This window comes from Phaeobacter gallaeciensis, from assembly GCF_001678945.1.
GTDB lineage: Bacteria > Pseudomonadota > Alphaproteobacteria > Rhodobacterales > Rhodobacteraceae > Phycobacter > Phycobacter gallaeciensis_A.
This window is the reverse complement of sequence record NZ_CP015124.1, coordinates 3,927,925-3,947,362: the sequence shown is the minus strand read 5'-3', so window position 1 is coordinate 3,947,362 and position 19,438 is coordinate 3,927,925. Positions and strand designations below refer to the sequence as shown.

Below are 19,438 nucleotides of genomic sequence, written 5' to 3'. Positions count from 1 at the left end.
AACCAGACCGGGTTTCCTAGGGTCAGCCTGCGCAGGCAGTGGGCATCAGCACCGCCGGATTACAGGCTTGATTCCATGCGCGGCGCGGGGCATCACGATTTCATGCTGATCTACAAAATCTTCCGGGCGGACGAATGGGCCGCATTTGAGGCTGCGGGCACCACCCGCGGCGCGCCGATCGACCTTTCCGATGGCTACATCCACTTTTCCACCGCCGAACAGGCCGCCGAGACCGCGGCCAAGCATTTCGCGGGTGCGGAGGGGCTGTTTCTCCTCGCGCTGGAGGCTGACACCCTGGGCGATGCGCTGAAATGGGAAGTCTCGCGCGGCGGCGCGGAGTTCCCCCATCTTTATCGCGAAATGACGCTGGACGAGGTGCTTTGGGCCAAACCGCTGCCGCTGAAGGATGGGCGTCACCAATTCCCGCAGGAGATGACATGAGCCATTATATCGACCCGGACCGCGCCCAGTTCGAAGCCTTCAAGGGGCTCGACCGCGACCAGCCCATCGAGATGCTGAACCTTGTGAAGTTACGCGACACCGCCGCCTACCCCGAGGATCACGCGCTGGCTGGCACCGGGCTGACGGGGGCCGAGGCTTACAAAAATTACGGCCGCGAAACCGCGCCGATCATCGCCCGCCTCGGCGCCGGTATCGTCTGGCGCGGCAATTGGCAGGCAACCCTGATCGGCCCGGGGGATGAGGTCTGGGACGAGATGTTCATCGCCCGCTACCCCACTGCCCATGCGTTTCTGGAGATGGTGACCGACCCCGATTACCGCAAGGCGGTGGTGCACCGTCAGGCCGCGGTTGAGACCTCGCGCCTGATCCGCACCAGCCCTGCGAAAGGCGGAGCGAGTTTCGGATGAAGCTGACAGAGAAGCTGGCCCTTGCCGCCCTGCACCGCGTTGATCCCGAAACCGCACACGGGCTGTCGATCAAGGCGCTGACATCGGGGTTCACACCGACGCCCGGCCCGGTGACGTCGCCGCGTCTGAAGACAACGCTGGCCGGGATCGAATTGCCGAACCCGGTGGGTCTGGCGGCAGGTTTTGACAAGAACGCCGAGGCGCTGTTGCCGCTGTCGCGCGCCGGTTTCGGGTTTATCGAGGTGGGCGCCGCAACGCCCCGCCCGCAGCCCGGCAACCCCAAACCGCGCCTGTTCCGCCTGACCGAGGATGGCGCTGCCATCAACCGCTTTGGCTTCAACAACGAAGGCATGGAGGTGATCGGCAAGCGCCTTTCGCAGCGTCCCCGCGATGCCGTCATCGGTCTGAACCTTGGCGCCAACAAGGACAGCGAGGACCGCGCTGCCGATTTCGCACGGGTCCTGGCCCATTGCGGCGCGCATCTGGATTTTGCCACCGTCAACGTGTCCTCCCCCAACACCGAAAAACTGCGCGACCTGCAGGGCAAGGCAGCGCTGTCGGCGCTCCTGGCCGGGGTGATCGAAACCCGTGATGGTCTGCCGCGCCGGGTTCCCGTATTCCTGAAGATCGCCCCCGATCTGGACCGCGCCGGGATTGAGGATATCGCCGCAGTGGCACTGGAAAGCGGCATCGACGCGGTGATCGCCACCAACACCACCCTGTCGCGCGAGGGCCTCAAAAGCGCGCATCGGGACGAAGCAGGCGGACTGTCCGGAGCGCCGCTGTTTGACCGCTCTACCCGGGTTCTGGCGCAGCTTTCAGAGCTGTTGCAGGACCAGGTCCCGCTGATCGGGGTTGGCGGTATCAGCAACGCAGAACAAGCCTATGCCAAGATCTGCGCAGGCGCCTCGGCGGTGCAGTTCTACACCGCGATGGTCTTTGGCGGTCTGTCGCTGGCGAGCGATATCGCACGCGGGCTGGATGCGCTGCTGGCACGTGACGGCTTTGACAACGTCGCGCAAGCTGTTGGAACCAAAAGAAAGGACTGGCTGTGATCACCTATTGGCACAATCCTCGCTGCTCAAAATCCCGCGCTGGTCTGGCCCTGCTGGAGGAGCGCGGCGCCGAAGTCGACGTGCGGCAATATCTGAAAGACGCGCCCAGCCTGGAAGAGCTCAAGACGGTGCAAGCCGCGCTGGACCTGCCTGCAATCGGCATGATGCGCACGGGCGAAAAGACCTTCAAGGAGCTGGACCTTTCCAAGGACAGCGCCGAGGCAGATTTGCTGGCCGCAATGGCGGAACACCCGATCCTGATCGAACGCCCCATCGCCATCAAGGGTGACCGGGCCGTGATTGGCCGCCCGACCGAGGCCATCGAAGCGCTGCTTTAGGCGGCGACACTGGCCTCCAGCCGTGGATATCGAAGGGCAAGCGTGGCGGCCCGCGCCACGTTCAGCACCATCAGTGCGCCCCAAAGGCCATGATTGCCAAACAGCGGCACCAGCACCAGCAGCGACACCACATAAAGCGTTACCGATTGGATCATCGCAACGCGCATGTCCCGCGTCCATGTGGCGCCGATAAAGACACCATCGAGCATGTAACTGGCAACGCTCAGCACAGGCGCCAGGGCCGCCCAGAAGAGGAACAGCCGCGCCGTGCTACGCACCTCGGGCGAGGTTGTCATCACATCGATGATCGTACCGCCACCAAAGGCAAAGGCCAGCGACAGGACCACCGAACCGCCAAGCGCCCAGAAAGAGGCCAGCAAGGCCGCCCGGCGCATCCGGTCGCGGCTTTTTGCCCCGACGGCACCGCCGACCAGCGCCTCGGCAGAGAAGGCAAAGCCATCAAGCGCAAAGGCGGTGATCTCCAGAAACTGCAACAGGACCTGATTGGCCGCCAACTGCACATCGCCAAGATCCGCACCAATGAACAGGAAGGTGGTGAAGGAGCCGGTCAGCAGAACCGAGCGCACCATGATGTCGCCATTGACCTGCAGCATGCGGCGCAGCCGTGCGGGGTCGAACACCCGTCCCCAGTCGCGCCACTGATTGCCGCCAAAGGCATCGCGGCACAGCCACAGCCCCAGCGCCAGGCCGCTCCATTCGGCGATCAGGGTCGCCGCCGCGACGCCTTCGACGCCCCAGTCGAGACCCAGAACGAACCACAGATCCAGCAGGATATTGAGCCCGTTCATCCAGATCTGCAGGATGAAGACGCCGCGTGTCCGCTCCATCGCGATCAGCCAGCCGGTCACGGCATAAAGCGCAATTGTGGCAGGGGCGCCCCAGATCCGAATGGTCAGATACTCGCGCGCCAGCGTCTCCACCTCGGCGCTGGCCGGGGCCAGCGCAAAGGCGCCCCAGAACAGAAGCGTCTGAAACACGATAAAGACGCCACCGGCCAATGCGGCCAGGATCAGTCCCCGCATTAAAAGAGCGCCGGTTTCAGCCATATCCCCGGCGCCACGCGCCTGCGCCGCAAGCCCGGTGGTGCCCATGCGCAGGAACCCGAAGATCCAGTAGACGGTGGCCAGGATGACGGCACCAATACCCACGGCGCCAATCGGGGCCGCCTGCCCCATCTGCCCCACCACGCCGGTGTCGACCGCGCCAAGGATCGGCACCGTCACGTTGGACAGCACGATCGGCACCGCGATCTTCAGAACCCGGCCGTGGGTGATTGGCGCCTCGGACGCGGCAGTCATCGCGACACCCGGTTCAATCCTTTTTCACAGGATCCTGCGGGATCAGGAAATGGCCGGTGGCCTGCGCGAACAGCCGGTCCTTGTGATCCTGCCAGGCCTCGACATGGACCGAGGCATAGCGGCGCCCAGCCCGGTTCACCGTCGCCCGCGCATAGGCATCACGCGGCAGGCCAGATCGCAGGTAATCAACTGTGAAATCGATCGTCTTGGGCTGGCGCGGCAGTTTGCCTGCCGTAAGCTCATTCGGGTCCAGCTCGCCGGATTCGATTTTCGGCCACAAATGCGCCCAGTTCAGTGTGACCACTGATGTGACCTCAAGGAAAGCCGCCGTGACGCCGCCATGGATAGCGGGCAGGAACGGATTGCCGATCAGCTTCTCATCGAAGTTGAGGATCGCCGTCAGCTCATCCCCGCGCCGGTCAAAGGTGATCCCCAGAAAACGGATATAAGGCACGGCCTCGACAAGGGCGGCAAGGGCGGCATCGCGGCGCTGCTTGACCACCTGAACGGGTTCGGGTCGGGAACGGTTCAAAACCCTTTCTCCACTGTGAAGGCACCCGAAGCCGTAGCCACGGGGCGGTCGCTGTCGTCATCCATCGCAACCGCGCGGACAAAGGCAACGTTGCGGGTGATGTGATGGCAGGTGGCCCGGGTGACAATGGTCTGCCCCGGGGTCGCTGCCCGCATATAGTCGATGCGCAGATCAATGGTTGCGGTGCCGCCGGGCGCCGAGGGATGGCTCATCACTGCCGCACCGCAGCAGGTGTCCATCACGGCCGAAACCGCGCCGCCATGAATAACGCCCGTTTCTGGATCACCGATCAGTTTTTCATCATAAGCCATGGTGATTTCGGCCATACCATCGCCGATTTCGGTCAGCACCATGCCCAATTCACGGGCGTGGGGGATGGCTTCGATGAACTGGCGCGCCAGCTGGGTCTTATCCGCCATAGGGGCGTTCCCTTTGATCTGTTTGGTCTTTGTATGCGCAACCTTGGCCCTGCCCGCCCCAAAGCGCAACCCCGTGATCACAGCGCTCCGTGACGTCGGATGAAGTTGCCTGCTGCGGGTGCTTGCACTGTTTGCCGCAGTTGCATAGGTTCGCGGCCAAGGGGAGAAAGTGGATGACCGAAGCCAGATTGTCATTCAAGGAAATGTGCGCTGCGTTCGATGTGACACCGCGTACATTGCGCTATTACGAGTACATCGAGCTGCTGCAGCCCGATCGCGAAGGGCGGTCGCGGTTCTACGGCCCGCGCGAAAAGGCGCGGATGAAGCTGATCCTGCGCGGACGCCGGTTCGGCTTTCAGCTGGAAGAGATCCGGCAATGGCTGCTGATCCGCGAAAACGAAGGCGATCAGGCACAAATGCAGGCCTTTGTGGAGATGGCGGACCGGCAGATGATCGAGCTGCAAAAGCAGCGCGAGCAGCTGGATGAGGCCATGGAAGAGCTGAGCGCCCTGCGCGTCACCACCCTGGCTCTGGCGAAATAACACGAAAACTCCCGTTTCGGCGGCTCTCGGAATACCGGATTTCACGCGGCAGCTATGCCTGCGTGGCCGCGCTGTGAAGTGCCCTTGAACCGCCCGCGCGGCATATCTGACGTGCTGGGTGGGATTCGCCGCACCGCCGCATCGAATCCCGAAAGATCCGACCTGAATTCCGTCTTTTCCCCTGCCCCGGATCCGCATTTCGTCGGATTTTCCGGGCGTTCCGGAGCCCGACGCAGCGTCATAAACGGCTCTCTCCACGTCACCCACGCATGTGACGCAGCGTACAGCTTACGTAAACGTCAAGAAGATGTTGTAAAACACGCCTCAGCTGTTCAATTTTAGGCTGCACCCAGCAGTCAAGAGTGACGACGATGACCGAAGAGACAAAATCCATCCGTCAGATGTGCGATGAGTTCGACGTGACTCCGCGCACCCTGCGGTTTTACGAAGCCAAGGAACTGTTGTTCCCGATCCGCGACGGCCAGAAACGCCTGTTCACCAAGCGGGACGGCGCACGCCTGAAACTGATCCTGCGTGGAAAACGGTTTGGCTTTAGCCTTGAGGAAATCCGCCAGCTTCTGGACCTTTATCACATCGGGGACCAGCAGCTGACGCAGCTTTCGCGCACCTATGATGTCGCCTGCGAACGGCTCGCCGATATGGAACGCCAGCGGGACGAGCTGAACGAAGCGATCGAAGATCTGCAACAGCAGCTGAAATGGGGCGAAAGTGTCATCGCCTCGATGAAATCCGAACAGGAGGCTGCCGAATAACCGGCTGCCCCGCCCCGGCCTTCCGTCCTTCGGGAGGTCACGCCAGACAAACACTGAAGAAATTCAACGAGGACCGCGATGCCCGTTTACAATGCTCCCACCAAGGACACCCAGTTCATCCTGCACGATGTCTTGAAAGTCTCCGAGGCCGCCACGCCGGGATATAGCGAGTTGGAACGCGATTTCACCGGCGCCATTCTGGAAGAGGCTGGTAAGATCAGCTCCGAGGTTCTGCACCCGCTGAACGTGGTGGGTGATACCGAAGGCTGCCGCCTGGAAAACGGGATTGTCTACACCCCGACCGGCTTCAAGGACGCCTTTGAGCAGGTCAAGGAAGGCGGCTGGACCGGTCTGGATATGCCAGAACAATACGGCGGCCAGAACATGCCCTATGTGCTGGGCACCGCGGTGGGTGAGCTGTTCTCCTCGGCCAACCAGGCATTTGTGATGTATCAGGGCCTCACCCATGGCGCCGCCTCGGCGATCCTGGCGCATGGCACCGACGCGCAGAAAGACACCTACCTGCCCAAGATGGTGTCTTGCGAATGGACCGGCACCATGAACCTGACCGAACCGCATTGCGGCACCGATCTGGGTCTGATGCGTACCAAGGCAGAACCGCAGGCAGATGGCACCTACAAGGTGTCAGGCCAGAAGATCTTTATCTCGGCTGGCGATCACGACATGTCCGACAACGTGATCCATTTGGTTCTGGCCAAGATCCCCGGCGGCCCCGAGGGTATCAAGGGCGTCAGCCTGTTCATCGTCCCGAAATTCATCGTCAACGAAGACGGCTCGGTCGGCGAACGCAATGGCGTCTCGGTGGGCAATATCGAAAAGAAGATGGGTATCCACGGCAACTCGACCTGTGTGATGAACTATGACGAGGCGACCGGCTACCTCCTTGGCACCGAGCACAAGGGCATGCGCGCCATGTTCACCATGATGAACGAAGCCCGTCTGGGTGTCGGTATGCAGGGCGTGGCCCAGGCCGAAGCCGCCTATCAAAACGCTGTTGAATACGCCAAGGACCGCCTCCAGGGCCGTGACGTGACCGGCGTCAAGAACCCCGATGGCCCGGCCGATCCGCTGATCGTGCACCCGGACATCCGCCGCAGCCTGATGGATCAGAAGAGCTTTGTCGAAGGGGGCCGTGCCTTCCTTCTGTGGGGCGCAACCATGATCGACAAGGCGCACCGCGACGGTGACAAGGACGCCGACGGTCTGGTCTCGCTGCTGACTCCGGTGATCAAGGGCTTCCTGACCGACGAAGGCTACGACATGACCGTGAAGGCCCAGCAGGTCTATGGCGGCCACGGCTATATCGAAGAACACGGGATGAGCCAGTACACCCGCGACGCCCGTATCGCGCAGATCTATGAAGGTGCGAACGGCGTTCAGGCGCTGGATCTCGTGGGCCGCAAACTGGCGCAGGACGGCGGCAAGCACGTCATGGCCTTCTTTGAGCTGGTGAAAAATTTCTGCAAGGAAAACGCCGGCATCTCCGAGGATTACGCCAAGGACTTCATCGAGCCGCTGAAGGCCGCCTCCAAGGATCTTCAGGCCGCGGGCATGTATTTCATGCAGAACGGCATGAAGAACCCCAACAACGCGCTCTCTGGCTCTTATGACTTCATGCACATGTTCGGTCATGTCTGCCTTGGCCTGATGTGGGCGCAGATGGCAAAGGCGGCGCATGCTGCGCTGGAGGCCGGAACCTCTGACGCGGCGTTCTACAAGACAAAGCTGACCACCGGCCGTTACTACATGGCACGGCGCCTGCCCGCCACGCAGCTGCACCTTGTGCGCATCCAGAGCGGTGCGGATACGGTGATGGCGCTGGACGCGGCAAGCTTCTGATCCTTTGCCGGGGCGTTCCAACCGGGACGCCCTGCTTTGCCTTCACTTCCGGCCCGGTGCCCAGACCAAAAGGACCACCGAACCATGCCAAAACGGTTCCGCCTGACCCGCCGCTTTCCGGTTGCCATGACCGAGGATGGTTATCGCAGGCTGAGACGTTTTGCCCATGAGGCCGGGTTGGACGAGGGAGAGGCGCTGTCATTCCTTTTTGAGAATTTCGACAGCGTCACCGACAGCGAAAACCTGACCCACCGGCTGCGTCTTTTCAACAGCGCGCTGGAGGACAGAAAACGATAGGCACGCCGCAACGACGCGTGCTGAAAGGGAGAGACATGAGCACCGAGACCCGTTCCGCCTGGATGACAGACGAGCACCAGATGCTGGCCGACATGACGGCGCAGTTCATCACCAACGAATGGATGCCAAAATACGAAAAATGGCGCAAACAGGGGATGATGGACCGCGAGACGTGGAACCAAGCCGGTGAATTGGGGCTTCTCTGCCCCTCGATCCCCGAGGAATACGGCGGCGCGGGCGGTGATTTCGGGCACGAGGCCGCAATCCTGATTGAAGGCAGCCGCGCCAATCTGGCGAGCTGGGGCCATGGCATCCATTCCGGCATCGTTGCGCATTACATTCTTCAGTACGGCACCGAGGAGCAGAAGAAACGCTGGCTGCCCAAGATGGTATCAGGTGAGCTGGTTGGCGCACTGGCGATGACCGAACCCTCCACCGGTTCGGACGTGCAGCGGATCAAGACCAAGGCGATCCGCGATGGCAATGCCTACCGTCTGTCCGGGCAAAAAACCTTTATTACCAATGGCCAACACGCCAATCTTATTCTGGTCGCAGCCAAGACGGACCCCTCGCAGGGTTCCAAAGGTGTGTCGCTGGTGGCGCTTGAAACCGACGGCGCCGAAGGCTTCCAGCGCGGACGCAACCTCGACAAGGTGGGCCTGCATGCTGCCGACACCTCCGAGCTGTTCTTTGACAACGTCGAAATCCCGCCGGAAAACATCCTTGGCCAGGAAGAGGGCAAAGGCTTTTATCAGATGATGCAGCAGCTGCCGCAGGAACGTCTGATCATCGCCTGTGGTGCCGTAGGGGCCATGGAGGGCGCGGTCGAGCGCACCATCGCCTATTGCAAGGAACGCGAAGCCTTTGGTGGCCCGCTGACGCAGTTCCAGAACACCCGTTTCAAACTGGTGGAATGCCTGACCAAGACCAAGGTTGCGCGCGCCTTCCTCGATGAATGCATGGCTGAGCATCTGCAAGGCAAGTTGACCGTCGAAAAGGCGGCGATGGCGAAATACTGGACCACCGACACCCAAGGCGAAGTGCTGGACGAATGCGTCCAGATGCATGGCGGTTATGGCTTCATGCAGGAATACGCCGTCGCGGAAATGTGGGCTGACGCCCGGGTGCAGCGCATCTACGGTGGCACCAATGAAATCATGAAGGAACTGATTTCGCGCAGCCTTTGATCTGCTGAATTCCGTGGGAGGATTTGAAGAATGACCATCAAACTGCACTGTTTCGGAGAAAGCGGTAACGCCTATAAGGCCGCCCTGGCGCTTGAGCTGTCGGGCCTTGAGTGGGAGCCGGTCTTTGTTGATTTCTTTGCCGGGGTGAACCGCACGCCGGAATTCCGGGAAATGAACGTGATGGGCGAAGCACCGGTACTGGAAGACGGCGACATGCGCCTGACCCAGTCCGGCGCCATCCAGCAGTATATCACCGACAAAACGGGCAAATTCGGCGGCGCGCCGGAGGACAAATACGAGGTGCTGCGCTGGGTTCTGTGGGATAACCACAAACTCTCCAGCCAGGCGGGCATGACCCGGTTCCTGATGAACTTCCTACCCGAAGACAAGCGCCCCGACCAGGTGATTGGCTTCATGCAGGGACGCCTCAAGGCCGCCTATGCGACCCTGAACGCCCATCTGGACGGACGTGACTGGATCGTTGGCGATGGGATCACCAATGCTGACCTCTCGTGCTGCGGCTACCTTTATTATCCCGAACCCTTCGGCTTTGACCGTGCCGAATGGCCCCATATCGACGCCTGGCTGACCCGTCTCAGCGAAACGCCCGGCTGGAAACACCCCTATGATCTGATGCCCGGCAACCCGTCGGACCGAGCTTGAGGAGATACTTATGACCGAAGCTTATATCTATGACGCGATCCGCACCCCGCGCGGAAAGGGCCGCAAGGACGGCTCCCTGCACGAGGTGACCTCGGTGCGCCTGTCCGCGCTGACCCTGAACGCTCTGAAGGCGCGCAACAATCTGGACGGTCACGCCGTCGAGGACGTGATCTGGGGCAACGTCACCCAGGTCATGGAACAGGGCGGCTGCCTTGCACGCACCGCGGTTCTGGCCTCGGATCTGGACGAAAGCATTCCGGGCCTCGCCATCAACCGTTTCTGTGCCTCGGGCATGGAGGCCGTGAACCTGGCCTCCAACCAGGTGAAGGGCGGCGCAGGCAAGGCCTATATCGCGGGCGGCGTTGAGATGATGGGCCGCGTTGCCATGGGCAGCGATGGCGCCGCCATCGCCGTGGATCCCTCGGTTGCGATGGAAACCTATTTCGTCCCGCAAGGCATCTCAGCCGATATCATCGCCACAGAATACGGCTTTTCGCGTGAGCAGGCCGATGCGCTGGCCGTTGAATCGCAACGCCGCGCCAAGGAAGCCTGGGACGATGGCCGTTTCGACAAGTCGGTGATCGCCGTCACCGATCAGAACGGTCTGACCATTCTGGACCGCGACGAATACATGCGCCCCCAGACCGACATGCAGAGCCTTGGTGCGCTGAACCCTTCGTTCCAGATGATGGGTGAACAGATGCCCGGCTTTGATGCTGTGGCAAAGCTGAAGTACCCGCACCTGGAGCGGATCAACCATATCCACCACGCGGGCAACTCCTCTGGCATCGTCGATGGCGCTGCCGCCGTTCTGATCGGCAACAAGGAGTTCGGCGAGGAATACGGTCTGAAACCCCGCGCCCGCATCAAGGCGACCACCAAGATCGGCACCGATCCCACCATCATGCTGACCGGCCCTGTGCCCGCAACGCAGAAGATCCTTGCCGACAACGGCATGGCGATCAGTGATATCGACCTGTTCGAAGTCAACGAAGCCTTTGCCTCGGTCGTGCTGCGCTTCCAGCAGGCGTTTGACGTGGACCCTGCCATCGTGAACCCCAACGGCGGCTCCATCGCGATGGGCCACCCGCTGGGCGCCACCGGCGCGATGATCATCGGCACGCTGCTGGACGAGTTGGAGCGCACCGACAAGGAAGTTGGTCTCGCGACGCTCTGCATCGCATCCGGCATGGGCGCGGCCACGATCATCGAGCGCGTCTGATGCCCAAGCTGAACCTGGCCGATATCCCCTGGCGGACCGGCTCCGCCTACCCCGGCAAACTGGCCGAGGCGGTCGCGGGCCGCTCCAGCCAGCGCTTGGGCGATGCGGGTGGCCTCACGCAGTTTGGCGTGAACCTCGTTCAGCTGGAACCGGGTGGCCTGTCGTCCTTGCGCCATTACCACATGGACCAGGACGAATTCCTGATGGTCACCGCCGGGGTCTGCACCCTGATCGATGATCACGGGGAAACCGAGCTACACCCCGGCGACTGCGCCACTTTTCCTGCAGGAGATGCCAACGGCCATCACCTGAAAAACAGCACCGACGCGCCGGCCACCTTCCTGGTGGTGGGCACGCGCACCGAAACAGAGACAGCTTATTACAGCGATATGGACATGATGGTGAAACAGGACTCCAACGGGTCCGTGTTCACCCGCAAGGACGGCAGCCCGCTGACGGCTGACCAGATCGGAGACGAAACATGACTGAGTTTACGCTTTCCAAGGACGCTGACGGCGTCGCAACCATCACCTGGGATGTGCCGGGCAAGACCATGAACGTGATGTCCTTTGACGGGCTCATGGAACTGGAAGCCGCCATCGACGACGCCCTAGCCGACGACGCGGTCAAAGGCATCGTGATCACCTCGGGCAAGGAAGGCTCCTTTGCCGGCGGCATGGACCTGAACCTGCTGGCGGTGATGAAGGAAGAAGCCGGAGACGATCCCGCACGCGGCGTCTTTGACGGCATCATGAAAATGCATGCCCTGCTGCGCAAGATCGAGCTGGCAGGCATGGACCCCAAGTCCAAGAAGGGCGGCAAGCCGATTGCCACCGCCCTGCCCGGCACCGCTGCGGGGATCGGTATGGAGTTGCCGCTGTCCACGCATCGCATCTTTGCCGCGGAAAACCCTAAGGCGAAGTATGGTCTTCCGGAAATCCTGATCGGTATCTTCCCCGGCGCCGGCGGCACCACCCGCATGGTACGCAAGGTGGGCGCCATCGCAGCCGCGCCGCTGTTGCTCGAAGGCAAGATGCTGGACGCGAAAAAGGCCAAGAGTGCCGGTTATATCGATGAGATCGCAGCCGATCCCGTCGCCGCCGCGAAAGAATGGGTGCTGAATGCCAAACCCGCAGACCTAGTGAAACCCTGGGACGCAAAAGGCTACAAGATGCCCGGCGGCGCGCCCTATCACCCGGCTGGTTTCATGAACTTCGTCGGCGCCTCAGCGATGATCAACGGCAAGACACAGGGCGCCTTCCCGGCGGCCAAGGCGCTTCTGTCGGCGGTCTATGAAGGCGCGCTCGTCGATTTCGACACCGCGCTCAAGATCGAGGCCCGCTGGTTCACCTCCGTGATCATGAACCCCTCCTCCGGCGCGATGATCCGTTCGCTGTTCCTCAACAAGGAAGCCCTGGAAAAAGGCGCCGTGCGGCCCAAGGACGTGCCGGATCAGCGGGTGAAGAAACTGGGTGTTCTCGGTGCGGGCATGATGGGCGCAGGCATCGCGCTGGTTTCGGCGCAGGCCGGTATGGAAGTGGTTCTGGTGGACCGCGATCAGGCCGCCGCCGACAAGGGCAAGGCCTATACCGAAGCTTACCTGGACAAGGGCATCAAACGCGGCAAGGTCACGGCCGAGAAGAAAGAGGCGATGCTGGGCCTGATCAACGCAACGCCGGATCTGGACGCGCTGAAAGGCTGCGATCTGATCATCGAAGCGGTGTTTGAAGATCCTGCCGTCAAGGCCGAGATGACCCAAAAGGTCGAGGCGATCATCCCCGAGGATTGCATCTTCGCCTCCAACACCTCGACCCTGCCGATAACCGATCTGGCCAAGGCGTCGAGCCGTCCTGAGCAGTTCATCGGCATCCACTTCTTCTCCCCGGTTGAGAAGATGCTGCTGGTTGAGATCATCAAGGGCAAGGAAACCGGTGACCGTGCCGTGGCCAAGGCGCTCGACTATGTCCGTCAGATCCGCAAGACCCCGATCGTGGTGAATGATGCGCGTTTCTTCTACGCCAACCGCTGCATCATTCCCTATATCAACGAAGGTCTGCGCATGATCACCGAGGGCGTGTCGCCCGTGCTGATCGACAATGCAGCGCGTCAGCTGGGCTTCCCGGTGGGTCCGATTCAGCTCAACGACGAGACCTCGATCGACCTGGGTGCCAAGATCGCCCGCGCAACCAAGGCTGCCATGGGCGATGCCTATCCCGACAGCCCGGCGGATGATCTGATCTTCTGGATGGAAGATCTGGGTCGTCTGGGCCGCAAATCCAATGCCGGCTTCTTCGACTATGACGAAAAGGGCAAGCGGGTCGAATACTGGAAAGGCATGCAGGAGAAATACCCGCTGGCCGAAGACCAGCCCGATCTGATCGAAGTGCAGGAACGCCTGATGTTTGCGCAGGTGCTGGAAGCCGTGCGCGCGCTGGAAGAAGGCGTTCTGATGGATATCCGCGAAGGCGACGTGGGGGCAATCCTGGCCTGGGGCTTTGCGCCTTGGTCCGGCGGCCCGCTCAGCTGGCTCGACATCATCGGCACGCCCTATGCTGCCGAACGCTGCGATCAGCTGACCGAAGCCTACGGTGAGCGCTTCACCTGCCCGGCGCTGCTGCGGGAGATGGCGGAGAAGGGTCAGACCTTCTATGGCCGGTTCAATCCGGATGCAGCCGCCGCTGCTTAAGATTGGGCACTCAACAAACGAAATGGCCGACCCCAAACCGGGTCGGCCATTTTTGTTTCTTGGTAAGGCTCTGTAGTAAAACCAAAACCCTGACCGGCTCACCCAGTTTCTTTTACCGGGCGGAACCTCAGATCAGGGACGGAGCTCCCGAAGGGTCAATCGTGGGGCCAGCACCAAAACCCCCAAGTTGCTCTGCTGCAGCCATGGCCAGCACAAGATCACGCGCCTCGGCTGCCGACAGTACATTGTAGAACTCAGGTGCGGCGGCGCCATTCAGCAGATCGCCTTGCATCGGTGCAAAGCCAAGGAAGCCAGCCTCCAAATAGATCACCTCGTCCCGGGCAAAGCGGGGGATGATCAACTCCATCCGCTCGCCTGGATGCAGGCGGCGGATACCGCGATAGCCGTCCAGCGCACAGGCGGGAACCACGGCAAAGGGATCGCCATGGGCGTCCTCGACCAGATCACTTTCCATCAGAACGCCCTGATCCGGCATCAGATACATCGGCACGCGGTTGTTCAGCGCGTCCTGCGGCACCAGCAGTGGGCAGAACACCGGGTCCACGTCGCCTTCACCCACCAGCACCGTTTCGCGCCGCACTTCGACCAGTGGCTGCATGCCATGATCAAAGGTCAAAAGCTGGTCGCCGACAGTCAACGCCTCGACCGGGCGCCAGCCCAGGTTCGACGCCGCATGGGTTCCGGCCAGAAAACCACCCTGCCCAACCGACACCATCGGCGCCGCGCCCTCGGAAAAAGGGTTGCTGCGTTTCTGGAACCAATCAAGCATCTGCGATCCTTTCCGGCCTTTCGGTCCGGGGTGCCTGTCCCCTGCGCCGTTTAGCCTGTTACATCCGTTTCGCGCGGGCGGTTTTGCCCGTCTTAAACAGAGGTAAAGGTTAAACGTTAAAAGAATATTCAAATTGTTCAATTTCTTCAGCGCAGCTTGCCGCCAGTGCGGCGCGACTTTGCAGATCGTAATATTCCCGCCAATCCCGCGCCCGGACCGAAGCATTGGCCCGCTCTAGGTTCAGCCGAAAGCCGAGATGATCAAACAGCGGCTCAGCATCCTTCTCAAAATACTCAATCCGGATATAGGCCTGACACTGTTCGCTCCCGTCCGCATGGCGCATGTAGGAACGCGGCGGATGCGCACGAAACGCCGAAAGTGTATCGGAATGCAGGATAAATTCGCGGAAATCCAAGGCCTTGGATCGCGTGACTGCAGGATGATCGAACGTCTGGTCCCGCAGCCAGTGGTAATAGCTGACCGCCCGATCAAAGGGATTGCGCACCAGAGTAAAGGCAAAAAGCCCCCTCATCTGGTCCTCCGGCAGCAGCCCTTCGATATCTGCGAGGGTGGAATGTTTCCACAACCTACCCCGCGTCTGCACCTCCTTCAGCCGCCGCCGCCGGTTGCGCGCCTTGGGCGTATCCCCCAGCATCATGTCGTCCTTCATCGCCCGCGCCTCCAGCGCCAACGACAGAGAGGTGCCCCCGGTTTTTGGGATATGGATAAAAACGAAGTTGCGGCCGGGGGACAGGATCATGACGCCAGCCTATGCAGTCCCGCGGGAAAAGAAAACGGCGGACCGCTGCGGTTTACGATCCGCGCAGGGCCAGTGTCGCCCCGGCCAGAACAATCAGGCCGATTCCCGCCATTTGCAGCAGATTCAGCGTCTGACCGAACACAAGCCAGGCAAAGGCGGGTCCGACGATGATCACCGAATATTCGAAGACTGCAACATAAGACGCCTCGCCCTGCTGATAGGCCTTGGTGATCAGGAACACCCCGACGACCGAAGCCATACCCTGCAGCAGCAGCCAATGCGAAATCTCCCACACTGGCCAGACCCAGCCCCGGGTGACAAACCCATCGGCGCCCTCGGCCACCGGCAACGGCCAGACCGCCAGCCCGCCTAGGGCCACAGCCCCGATCACCGCCTGCGCCAGCAGCATGGCAAACAACATCGACACCGTGCTTTCGCCCCGGCACATCAGCCCGGTCGCCATAGATCCCAGCGCGTAGAACAGCCCGCCACAGATCGGCAGCAGGATCAGCCAGTCGAAATCGAACAGGTCCGGCTGCAACACGCACAGCACACCGACAAACCCCAGCACCACCGCCCCGATACGGACCGGGCCGATACGATGCTTCAGAAACAGCACCGAGATCAGCACGATCAGGATCGGCGAGGTGAAAAGCCCGGCCAGCGCCTGCGCCAGCGGCATCAGCGCGACGGCTGAAAAGTAGAACACCATCGACACCGCCACCAGAAAGCCCCGCAGCGCCACCGGCCCCAGCCGCTGCGGCCGTAGCCCGCCCAGGCCGGCACGCATCATGACCCAGATCAACGGCAGGGTGATGACCGTACGCAACAAGTAGAACTGCCAGATTCCGATCTGCTCCGCCATGAGCGGCACGGCATTGTCACTGATACCGATGATGGCCATGGCGGCCAGCATCGCCTGCGCGGCTGTGGTCTGACTGCCTGCCACGCCGGGGGGAATGGTCAATTGTTTCATATCTCTTTCAATGAAAGTAACTTTCGGCAATATCTGTCCTCTAAGCGACACGGCGCAGAATCATGGGAGGAAAATTCATGGGCTGGATGCAGGATGAAACGGGACTGGAAAAAAATGCGGCAAACTATGTTCCGCTGACCCCGCTGTCGCATCTGCGCCGGGCCGCGCATGTGTTTTCCGACGTTCCGGCGGTGGTCTATGGCAAGCACCGCAAGACCTATGCCGCCTATTACGACCGCTGCACCCGGCTGGCCTCGGCGCTGGCGGGGATGGGCGTGAAACCGGGCGATGTGGTCGCAACGCTGATCCCCAACCTGCCCGCCCAGGCCGAAGCGCATTTTGGCGTGCCCGCCTGCGGCGCCGTCCTCAACACCATCAACACCCGCCTGGATGTGGACACGGTGGCCTATATCTTTGAGCATGGCGAGGCCAAGGTCGCACTGGTGGACAGCGAATTCCTGGCCCTCGCCGAAGCGGCCAAGGAGCGGATGGAGGGCGACGGACCGATCCTGATCGAAGTGCCGGACATCGAGGCTGGTTTCACCGCTTCTGGCCGCTATTCCATTTATGAGGACGTGCTAGGCAATGCAGCGCATGATTTCGACTGGATCATGCCCGAGGACGAATGGGAAAGCCTGGCGCTGAACTATACCTCAGGCACCACGGGACGTCCCAAGGGGGTCGTCTACCATCACCGCGGCGCCTATCTGATGACCATGGGCACGGTGATCTCCTGGCGCATGGTGATGCACCCGGTCTACCTGACCATCGTGCCACTGTTTCACTGCAACGGCTGGAACCACACATGGATGATGCCGGTTCTGGGCGGCACGCTGGTCTGCTGCCGCAACATTACCGCGTCTGCTGTCTATAACGCGATTGCGGATGAAGGCGTCACCCATTTCGGCGGCGCGCCCATTGTGCTCAACACCATCGTCAACGCCAAGGAAGAGGACCGCCGTGCCTTTGACCACACGGTCGAGGTCTTTACCGCCGGAGCCCCGCCTGCCCCGGCAACGCTGGAGAAAATCGAAAAGCTCGGCTTTCACGTGACGCAGGTCTATGGCCTCACCGAGACCTATGGCCATGTCACCGAATGCCTGTGGAAAGGCGGCAGCTGGGACACGCTGGACCAGCAGGGCCGCGCCGCGATCAAGGCGCGTCAGGGCGTTGCCTTCCCGATGATGGACCATATCACCGTCGTGGATGACGACATGCATCAGATCCCGATGAATGCCAAGGATCAGGGCGAAATCGTCATGCGCGGCAATTCGGTGATGAAGGGGTATCTGAAAAACCCTGAGGCAACAGCCGAGAGCTTCAAAGGTGGCTACTTCCATTCGGGCGATATCGCGATCCAGCACCCCGATGGCTATATCCAGATCGCCGACCGTGCCAAGGACATCATCATTTCCGGCGGCGAGAATATCTCCTCGGTCGAGGTAGAGGGCGTGCTGATGGCCCACCCGGATGTCAATCTGGCTGCCGTTGTGGCCAAGCAGGACGAGAAATGGGGAGAGGTTCCCTGCGCCTTTGTCGAACTGAAAGAAGGCGCATCTGTGGATGAGGCCGGGCTGATCGCCTTCTCCCGCGAGACTCTGGCTGGGTTCAAGGCGCCCAAAAAGGTGGTGTTCCAGGAGTTGCCCAAGACATCGACCGGGAAAATCCAGAAATTTGAGCTGCGCAAGATCGCAAACGGTCAATAATATCGGCACCGGCGGGCCTGCCCGTCGGTTGCCTCTTGCATTCACCAAGTCTTATTCTTATTTTTGAATATGAAGGCGCCGCAGGGCGCGCGTATCAGAAAGGATAAGACATGACGATCAACAAAGCGGTTATGGCGCTTGCCGGTTTCATGGTATTGCTGTCCGTGGTGCTGACGCAATTCGTGTCGCCCAACTGGGTCTGGCTGACGGTCTTTGTCGGCGCCAACCTGTTTCAATCGGCCTTTACCGGGTTTTGCCCGGCAGCGATGATCTTTGCCCGTATGGGTTTGAAACCCGCGTGAGGCACGGCGGTCGCTAAGGCGCCCCACTGAGTTGTGAAATCTGCGGCAAAGCGGTTTGCTGCTGTGCCGTGAGGCATGCTATCCTGCGGCAAACAGAACAACCGCAATGATACGGGCAGGCTGAATGACCGCACTCAGGGACTTCGAACGGCTGGAGGCTGCGGGTTTGTGGCGCGCAGCTCCTGATGCGCAGCGCCGGGATGTGATCATCTCGGTTGGGGATGCGACGCTGACCATCACCGACATGAGCGACCGCCCCCTGGCGCATTGGTCCTTGGCGGCGGTCGAACGTGCCAACCCCGGCGAATTCCCGGCGATCTTTCATCCCGATGGCGATCCCGGTGAAACGCTGGAGATCGCAGAAGATGAAACCACCATGCTCGAGGCGATCGACAAGGTGCGGGCCGCCATTGATAGGCGCCGTCCGCATCCCGGGCGCCTGCGCGCGGCAAGCGTCCTTGCCAGTCTGGTCGTCCTTGCGCTGGTGGTATTTCTATGGCTGCCGAGCGCGCTGCAGAACCACGCCGTCAGCGTTGTGCCCGATATCAAGCGCAAGGCGCTGGGTCAGGCGCTGCTTGGCCGGATTGAGCGGGTTACCGGTCAGGCCTGCAGCACGGCGGACACGGTGCCCATTCTGGAAAAACTCGCGCTACGCACAGGCGTGCGCCGTCTTGTTGTGTTCCGCTCCGGCCTCGCCACCAGCCTGCACCTGCCGGGTGGTATCGTTCTTTTGAACCGGACGTTTGTCGAGGATCACGAAGACCCTGCCGTGGCAGCAGGAGCCGTTTTGGCCGAACGGGCCCGGGCCGAGGCGCAGGACCCGCTGGCAGAACTGCTGGCATCAGGCGGTGTGCTGGCCTCCTTCCGGCTTTTGACCACGGGACAGCTGAAACGCGAGACACTCGATCACTATGTTGAAACGGTTCTCAGCACACCGCGCCCCGAGGTTGCGGATGAGACGCTGCTGGCCGAATTTGCCCGCACCGCGATCCCGTCCACTCCTTACGCCTATGCGCTGGATATCACCGGAGAGACCACCATCGGGCTGATCGAGGCCGATCCGATGGCAGGCCGGGTTCTGGAACCGGTTCTCAATGACCGCGACTGGGTGCGCCTACAGAACATCTGCAGCTAACCCCAGG

General features: G+C 61.4%; 22 protein-coding genes. 16 read left to right on the top strand and 6 right to left on the bottom strand.

What is annotated here, in order from left to right:
* Positions 1-102: 102 nt before the first annotated feature.
* Genes JL2886_RS18585 through arsC form a run of 4 tightly spaced genes read left to right on the top strand, consistent with a single transcriptional unit; the run spans position 103 to position 2,262 of the window.
* Entirely contained in the window at positions 103-441 is a 339-nt protein-coding gene (locus tag JL2886_RS18585) for a DUF952 domain-containing protein (RefSeq protein WP_065273824.1), read from the top strand.
* The gene (locus JL2886_RS18580; protein WP_065273354.1) at positions 438-869 is read left to right on the top strand and encodes a DUF1330 domain-containing protein; all 432 of its coding nucleotides are present in this window, start codon (positions 438-440) and stop codon (positions 867-869) included. Before JL2886_RS18585 ends, JL2886_RS18580 begins: the two co-directional genes overlap by 4 nt.
* A complete protein-coding gene (locus JL2886_RS18575) occupies positions 866-1,924 on the top strand; it encodes a quinone-dependent dihydroorotate dehydrogenase (RefSeq protein WP_065273353.1) in 1,059 nt (352 codons plus the stop codon). The genes JL2886_RS18580 and JL2886_RS18575 overlap by 4 nt, the downstream gene beginning before the upstream one ends.
* Positions 1,921-2,262 carry an arsenate reductase (glutaredoxin) gene (arsC, locus tag JL2886_RS18570; RefSeq protein ID WP_065273352.1) on the top strand — a complete coding sequence of 114 codons (342 nt, stop codon included), beginning with the start codon at positions 1,921-1,923 and terminating at the stop codon, positions 2,260-2,262. The genes JL2886_RS18575 and arsC overlap by 4 nt, the downstream gene beginning before the upstream one ends.
* On the opposite strand, the gene JL2886_RS18565 is transcribed toward arsC, so the two are convergent.
* From JL2886_RS18565 to JL2886_RS18555, 3 genes are read right to left on the bottom strand one after another with little or no spacing between them, the layout of a single operon-like run.
* Complete coding sequence (locus JL2886_RS18565) at positions 2,259-3,581, bottom strand: MATE family efflux transporter (RefSeq protein WP_065273351.1); 1,323 nt, start codon at positions 3,579-3,581, stop codon at positions 2,259-2,261. The two genes, arsC and JL2886_RS18565, sit on opposite strands and share 4 nt — an antisense overlap.
* A gap of 13 nt (positions 3,582-3,594) precedes the next feature.
* Positions 3,595-4,113, bottom strand: a complete 519-nt coding sequence (locus JL2886_RS18560) for a PaaI family thioesterase (protein WP_065273350.1) — start codon at positions 4,111-4,113, stop codon at positions 3,595-3,597.
* On the bottom strand, positions 4,110-4,532 hold the full coding sequence (locus tag JL2886_RS18555; RefSeq protein WP_065273823.1) for a PaaI family thioesterase: 423 nt from the start codon (positions 4,530-4,532) through the stop codon (positions 4,110-4,112). Before JL2886_RS18555 ends, JL2886_RS18560 begins: the two co-directional genes overlap by 4 nt.
* A 173-nt stretch (positions 4,533-4,705) precedes the next feature.
* Here JL2886_RS18555 and JL2886_RS18550 point away from each other — a divergent pair, with 173 nt between their 5' ends.
* From JL2886_RS18550 to JL2886_RS18510, 9 genes are all read left to right on the top strand, one after another.
* A complete protein-coding gene (locus tag JL2886_RS18550) occupies positions 4,706-5,074 on the top strand; it encodes a MerR family transcriptional regulator (RefSeq protein WP_065273349.1) in 369 nt (122 codons plus the stop codon).
* Between the two features lie 371 nt (positions 5,075-5,445).
* The gene (locus JL2886_RS18545) at positions 5,446-5,847 is read left to right on the top strand and encodes a MerR family transcriptional regulator (protein ID WP_065273348.1); all 402 of its coding nucleotides are present in this window, start codon (positions 5,446-5,448) and stop codon (positions 5,845-5,847) included.
* Between the two features lie 78 nt (positions 5,848-5,925).
* Positions 5,926-7,707: an acyl-CoA dehydrogenase C-terminal domain-containing protein gene (locus JL2886_RS18540; protein ID WP_065273347.1), complete on the top strand. Its 1,782-nt coding sequence runs from the start codon at positions 5,926-5,928 to the stop codon at positions 7,705-7,707.
* An 84-nt stretch (positions 7,708-7,791) separates the two neighbouring features.
* Complete coding sequence (locus JL2886_RS18535) at positions 7,792-8,004, top strand: hypothetical protein (protein WP_065273346.1); 213 nt, start codon at positions 7,792-7,794, stop codon at positions 8,002-8,004.
* A 35-nt stretch (positions 8,005-8,039) separates the two neighbouring features.
* A complete protein-coding gene (locus tag JL2886_RS18530; protein ID WP_065273345.1) occupies positions 8,040-9,191 on the top strand; it encodes an acyl-CoA dehydrogenase family protein in 1,152 nt (383 codons plus the stop codon).
* A 30-nt stretch (positions 9,192-9,221) separates the two neighbouring features.
* Positions 9,222-9,854, top strand: a complete 633-nt coding sequence (locus JL2886_RS18525) for a glutathione S-transferase family protein (RefSeq protein WP_065273344.1) — start codon at positions 9,222-9,224, stop codon at positions 9,852-9,854.
* A 10-nt stretch (positions 9,855-9,864) separates the two neighbouring features.
* Entirely contained in the window at positions 9,865-11,076 is a 1,212-nt protein-coding gene (locus JL2886_RS18520; protein WP_065273343.1) for an acetyl-CoA C-acetyltransferase, read from the top strand.
* The gene (locus JL2886_RS18515; RefSeq protein WP_065273342.1) at positions 11,076-11,561 is read left to right on the top strand and encodes a cupin domain-containing protein; all 486 of its coding nucleotides are present in this window, start codon (positions 11,076-11,078) and stop codon (positions 11,559-11,561) included. Before JL2886_RS18520 ends, JL2886_RS18515 begins: the two co-directional genes overlap by 1 nt.
* Complete coding sequence (locus JL2886_RS18510; protein WP_065273341.1) at positions 11,558-13,762, top strand: 3-hydroxyacyl-CoA dehydrogenase NAD-binding domain-containing protein; 2,205 nt, start codon at positions 11,558-11,560, stop codon at positions 13,760-13,762. Before JL2886_RS18515 ends, JL2886_RS18510 begins: the two co-directional genes overlap by 4 nt.
* A 127-nt stretch (positions 13,763-13,889) precedes the next feature.
* Here the strand turns inward: JL2886_RS18510 and JL2886_RS18505 are convergent, their stop codons facing one another.
* The 3 genes from JL2886_RS18505 to JL2886_RS18495 all read right to left on the bottom strand — a co-directional run bounded on the left by JL2886_RS18505 (position 13,890) and on the right by JL2886_RS18495 (position 16,288).
* Positions 13,890-14,552: a Hint domain-containing protein gene (locus tag JL2886_RS18505; protein WP_065273340.1), complete on the bottom strand. Its 663-nt coding sequence runs from the start codon at positions 14,550-14,552 to the stop codon at positions 13,890-13,892.
* 109 nt (positions 14,553-14,661) lie between these two features.
* Positions 14,662-15,312, bottom strand: a complete 651-nt coding sequence (locus tag JL2886_RS18500; protein WP_065273339.1) for a sulfotransferase family 2 domain-containing protein — start codon at positions 15,310-15,312, stop codon at positions 14,662-14,664.
* Between the two features lie 52 nt (positions 15,313-15,364).
* A complete protein-coding gene (locus JL2886_RS18495) occupies positions 15,365-16,288 on the bottom strand; it encodes a DMT family transporter (RefSeq protein WP_065273338.1) in 924 nt (307 codons plus the stop codon).
* A gap of 77 nt (positions 16,289-16,365) precedes the next feature.
* On the opposite strand from JL2886_RS18495, the gene JL2886_RS18490 reads away from it, so the two are divergent.
* From JL2886_RS18490 to JL2886_RS18480, 3 genes are all read left to right on the top strand, one after another.
* Positions 16,366-17,994 (top strand): AMP-binding protein, encoded by a 1,629-nt coding sequence (locus tag JL2886_RS18490; protein WP_065273822.1) that lies wholly within the window; start codon positions 16,366-16,368, stop codon positions 17,992-17,994.
* Between the two features lie 110 nt (positions 17,995-18,104).
* Complete coding sequence (locus JL2886_RS18485; RefSeq protein ID WP_065273337.1) at positions 18,105-18,296, top strand: YgaP family membrane protein; 192 nt, start codon at positions 18,105-18,107, stop codon at positions 18,294-18,296.
* 124 nt (positions 18,297-18,420) lie between these two features.
* Positions 18,421-19,431 (top strand): hypothetical protein, encoded by a 1,011-nt coding sequence (locus JL2886_RS18480; protein WP_065273336.1) that lies wholly within the window; start codon positions 18,421-18,423, stop codon positions 19,429-19,431.
* The last annotated feature ends 7 nt before the right edge of the window (positions 19,432-19,438 follow it).

Bases quoted from the DNA above. Each gene is read 5' to 3' on its own strand.
- JL2886_RS18485 (WP_065273337.1), top strand. From the start codon at position 18,105: ATGACGATCAACAAAGCGGTTATGGCGCTTGCCGGTTTCATGGTATTG.
- JL2886_RS18565 (WP_065273351.1), bottom strand. From the start codon at position 3,581: ATGACTGCCGCGTCCGAGGCGCCAATCACCCACGGCCGGGTTCTGAAG.
- JL2886_RS18495 (WP_065273338.1), bottom strand. From the start codon at position 16,288: ATGAAACAATTGACCATTCCCCCCGGCGTGGCAGGCAGTCAGACCACA.
- JL2886_RS18545 (WP_065273348.1), top strand. From the start codon at position 5,446: ATGACCGAAGAGACAAAATCCATCCGTCAGATGTGCGATGAGTTCGAC.
- JL2886_RS18580 (WP_065273354.1), top strand. From the start codon at position 438: ATGAGCCATTATATCGACCCGGACCGCGCCCAGTTCGAAGCCTTCAAG.
- JL2886_RS18525 (WP_065273344.1), top strand. From the start codon at position 9,222: ATGACCATCAAACTGCACTGTTTCGGAGAAAGCGGTAACGCCTATAAG.
- JL2886_RS18490 (WP_065273822.1), top strand. From the start codon at position 16,366: ATGGGCTGGATGCAGGATGAAACGGGACTGGAAAAAAATGCGGCAAAC.
- JL2886_RS18480 (WP_065273336.1), top strand. From the start codon at position 18,421: ATGACCGCACTCAGGGACTTCGAACGGCTGGAGGCTGCGGGTTTGTGG.
- JL2886_RS18505 (WP_065273340.1), bottom strand. From the start codon at position 14,552: ATGCTTGATTGGTTCCAGAAACGCAGCAACCCTTTTTCCGAGGGCGCG.
- JL2886_RS18515 (WP_065273342.1), top strand. From the start codon at position 11,076: ATGCCCAAGCTGAACCTGGCCGATATCCCCTGGCGGACCGGCTCCGCC.
- JL2886_RS18540 (WP_065273347.1), top strand. From the start codon at position 5,926: ATGCCCGTTTACAATGCTCCCACCAAGGACACCCAGTTCATCCTGCAC.
- JL2886_RS18550 (WP_065273349.1), top strand. From the start codon at position 4,706: ATGACCGAAGCCAGATTGTCATTCAAGGAAATGTGCGCTGCGTTCGAT.
- JL2886_RS18520 (WP_065273343.1), top strand. From the start codon at position 9,865: ATGACCGAAGCTTATATCTATGACGCGATCCGCACCCCGCGCGGAAAG.
- JL2886_RS18535 (WP_065273346.1), top strand. From the start codon at position 7,792: ATGCCAAAACGGTTCCGCCTGACCCGCCGCTTTCCGGTTGCCATGACC.
- JL2886_RS18585 (WP_065273824.1), top strand. From the start codon at position 103: ATGCTGATCTACAAAATCTTCCGGGCGGACGAATGGGCCGCATTTGAG.
- JL2886_RS18575 (WP_065273353.1), top strand. From the start codon at position 866: ATGAAGCTGACAGAGAAGCTGGCCCTTGCCGCCCTGCACCGCGTTGAT.
- JL2886_RS18530 (WP_065273345.1), top strand. From the start codon at position 8,040: ATGAGCACCGAGACCCGTTCCGCCTGGATGACAGACGAGCACCAGATG.
- JL2886_RS18555 (WP_065273823.1), bottom strand. From the start codon at position 4,532: ATGGCGGATAAGACCCAGCTGGCGCGCCAGTTCATCGAAGCCATCCCC.
- JL2886_RS18510 (WP_065273341.1), top strand. From the start codon at position 11,558: ATGACTGAGTTTACGCTTTCCAAGGACGCTGACGGCGTCGCAACCATC.
- JL2886_RS18500 (WP_065273339.1), bottom strand. From the start codon at position 15,312: ATGATCCTGTCCCCCGGCCGCAACTTCGTTTTTATCCATATCCCAAAA.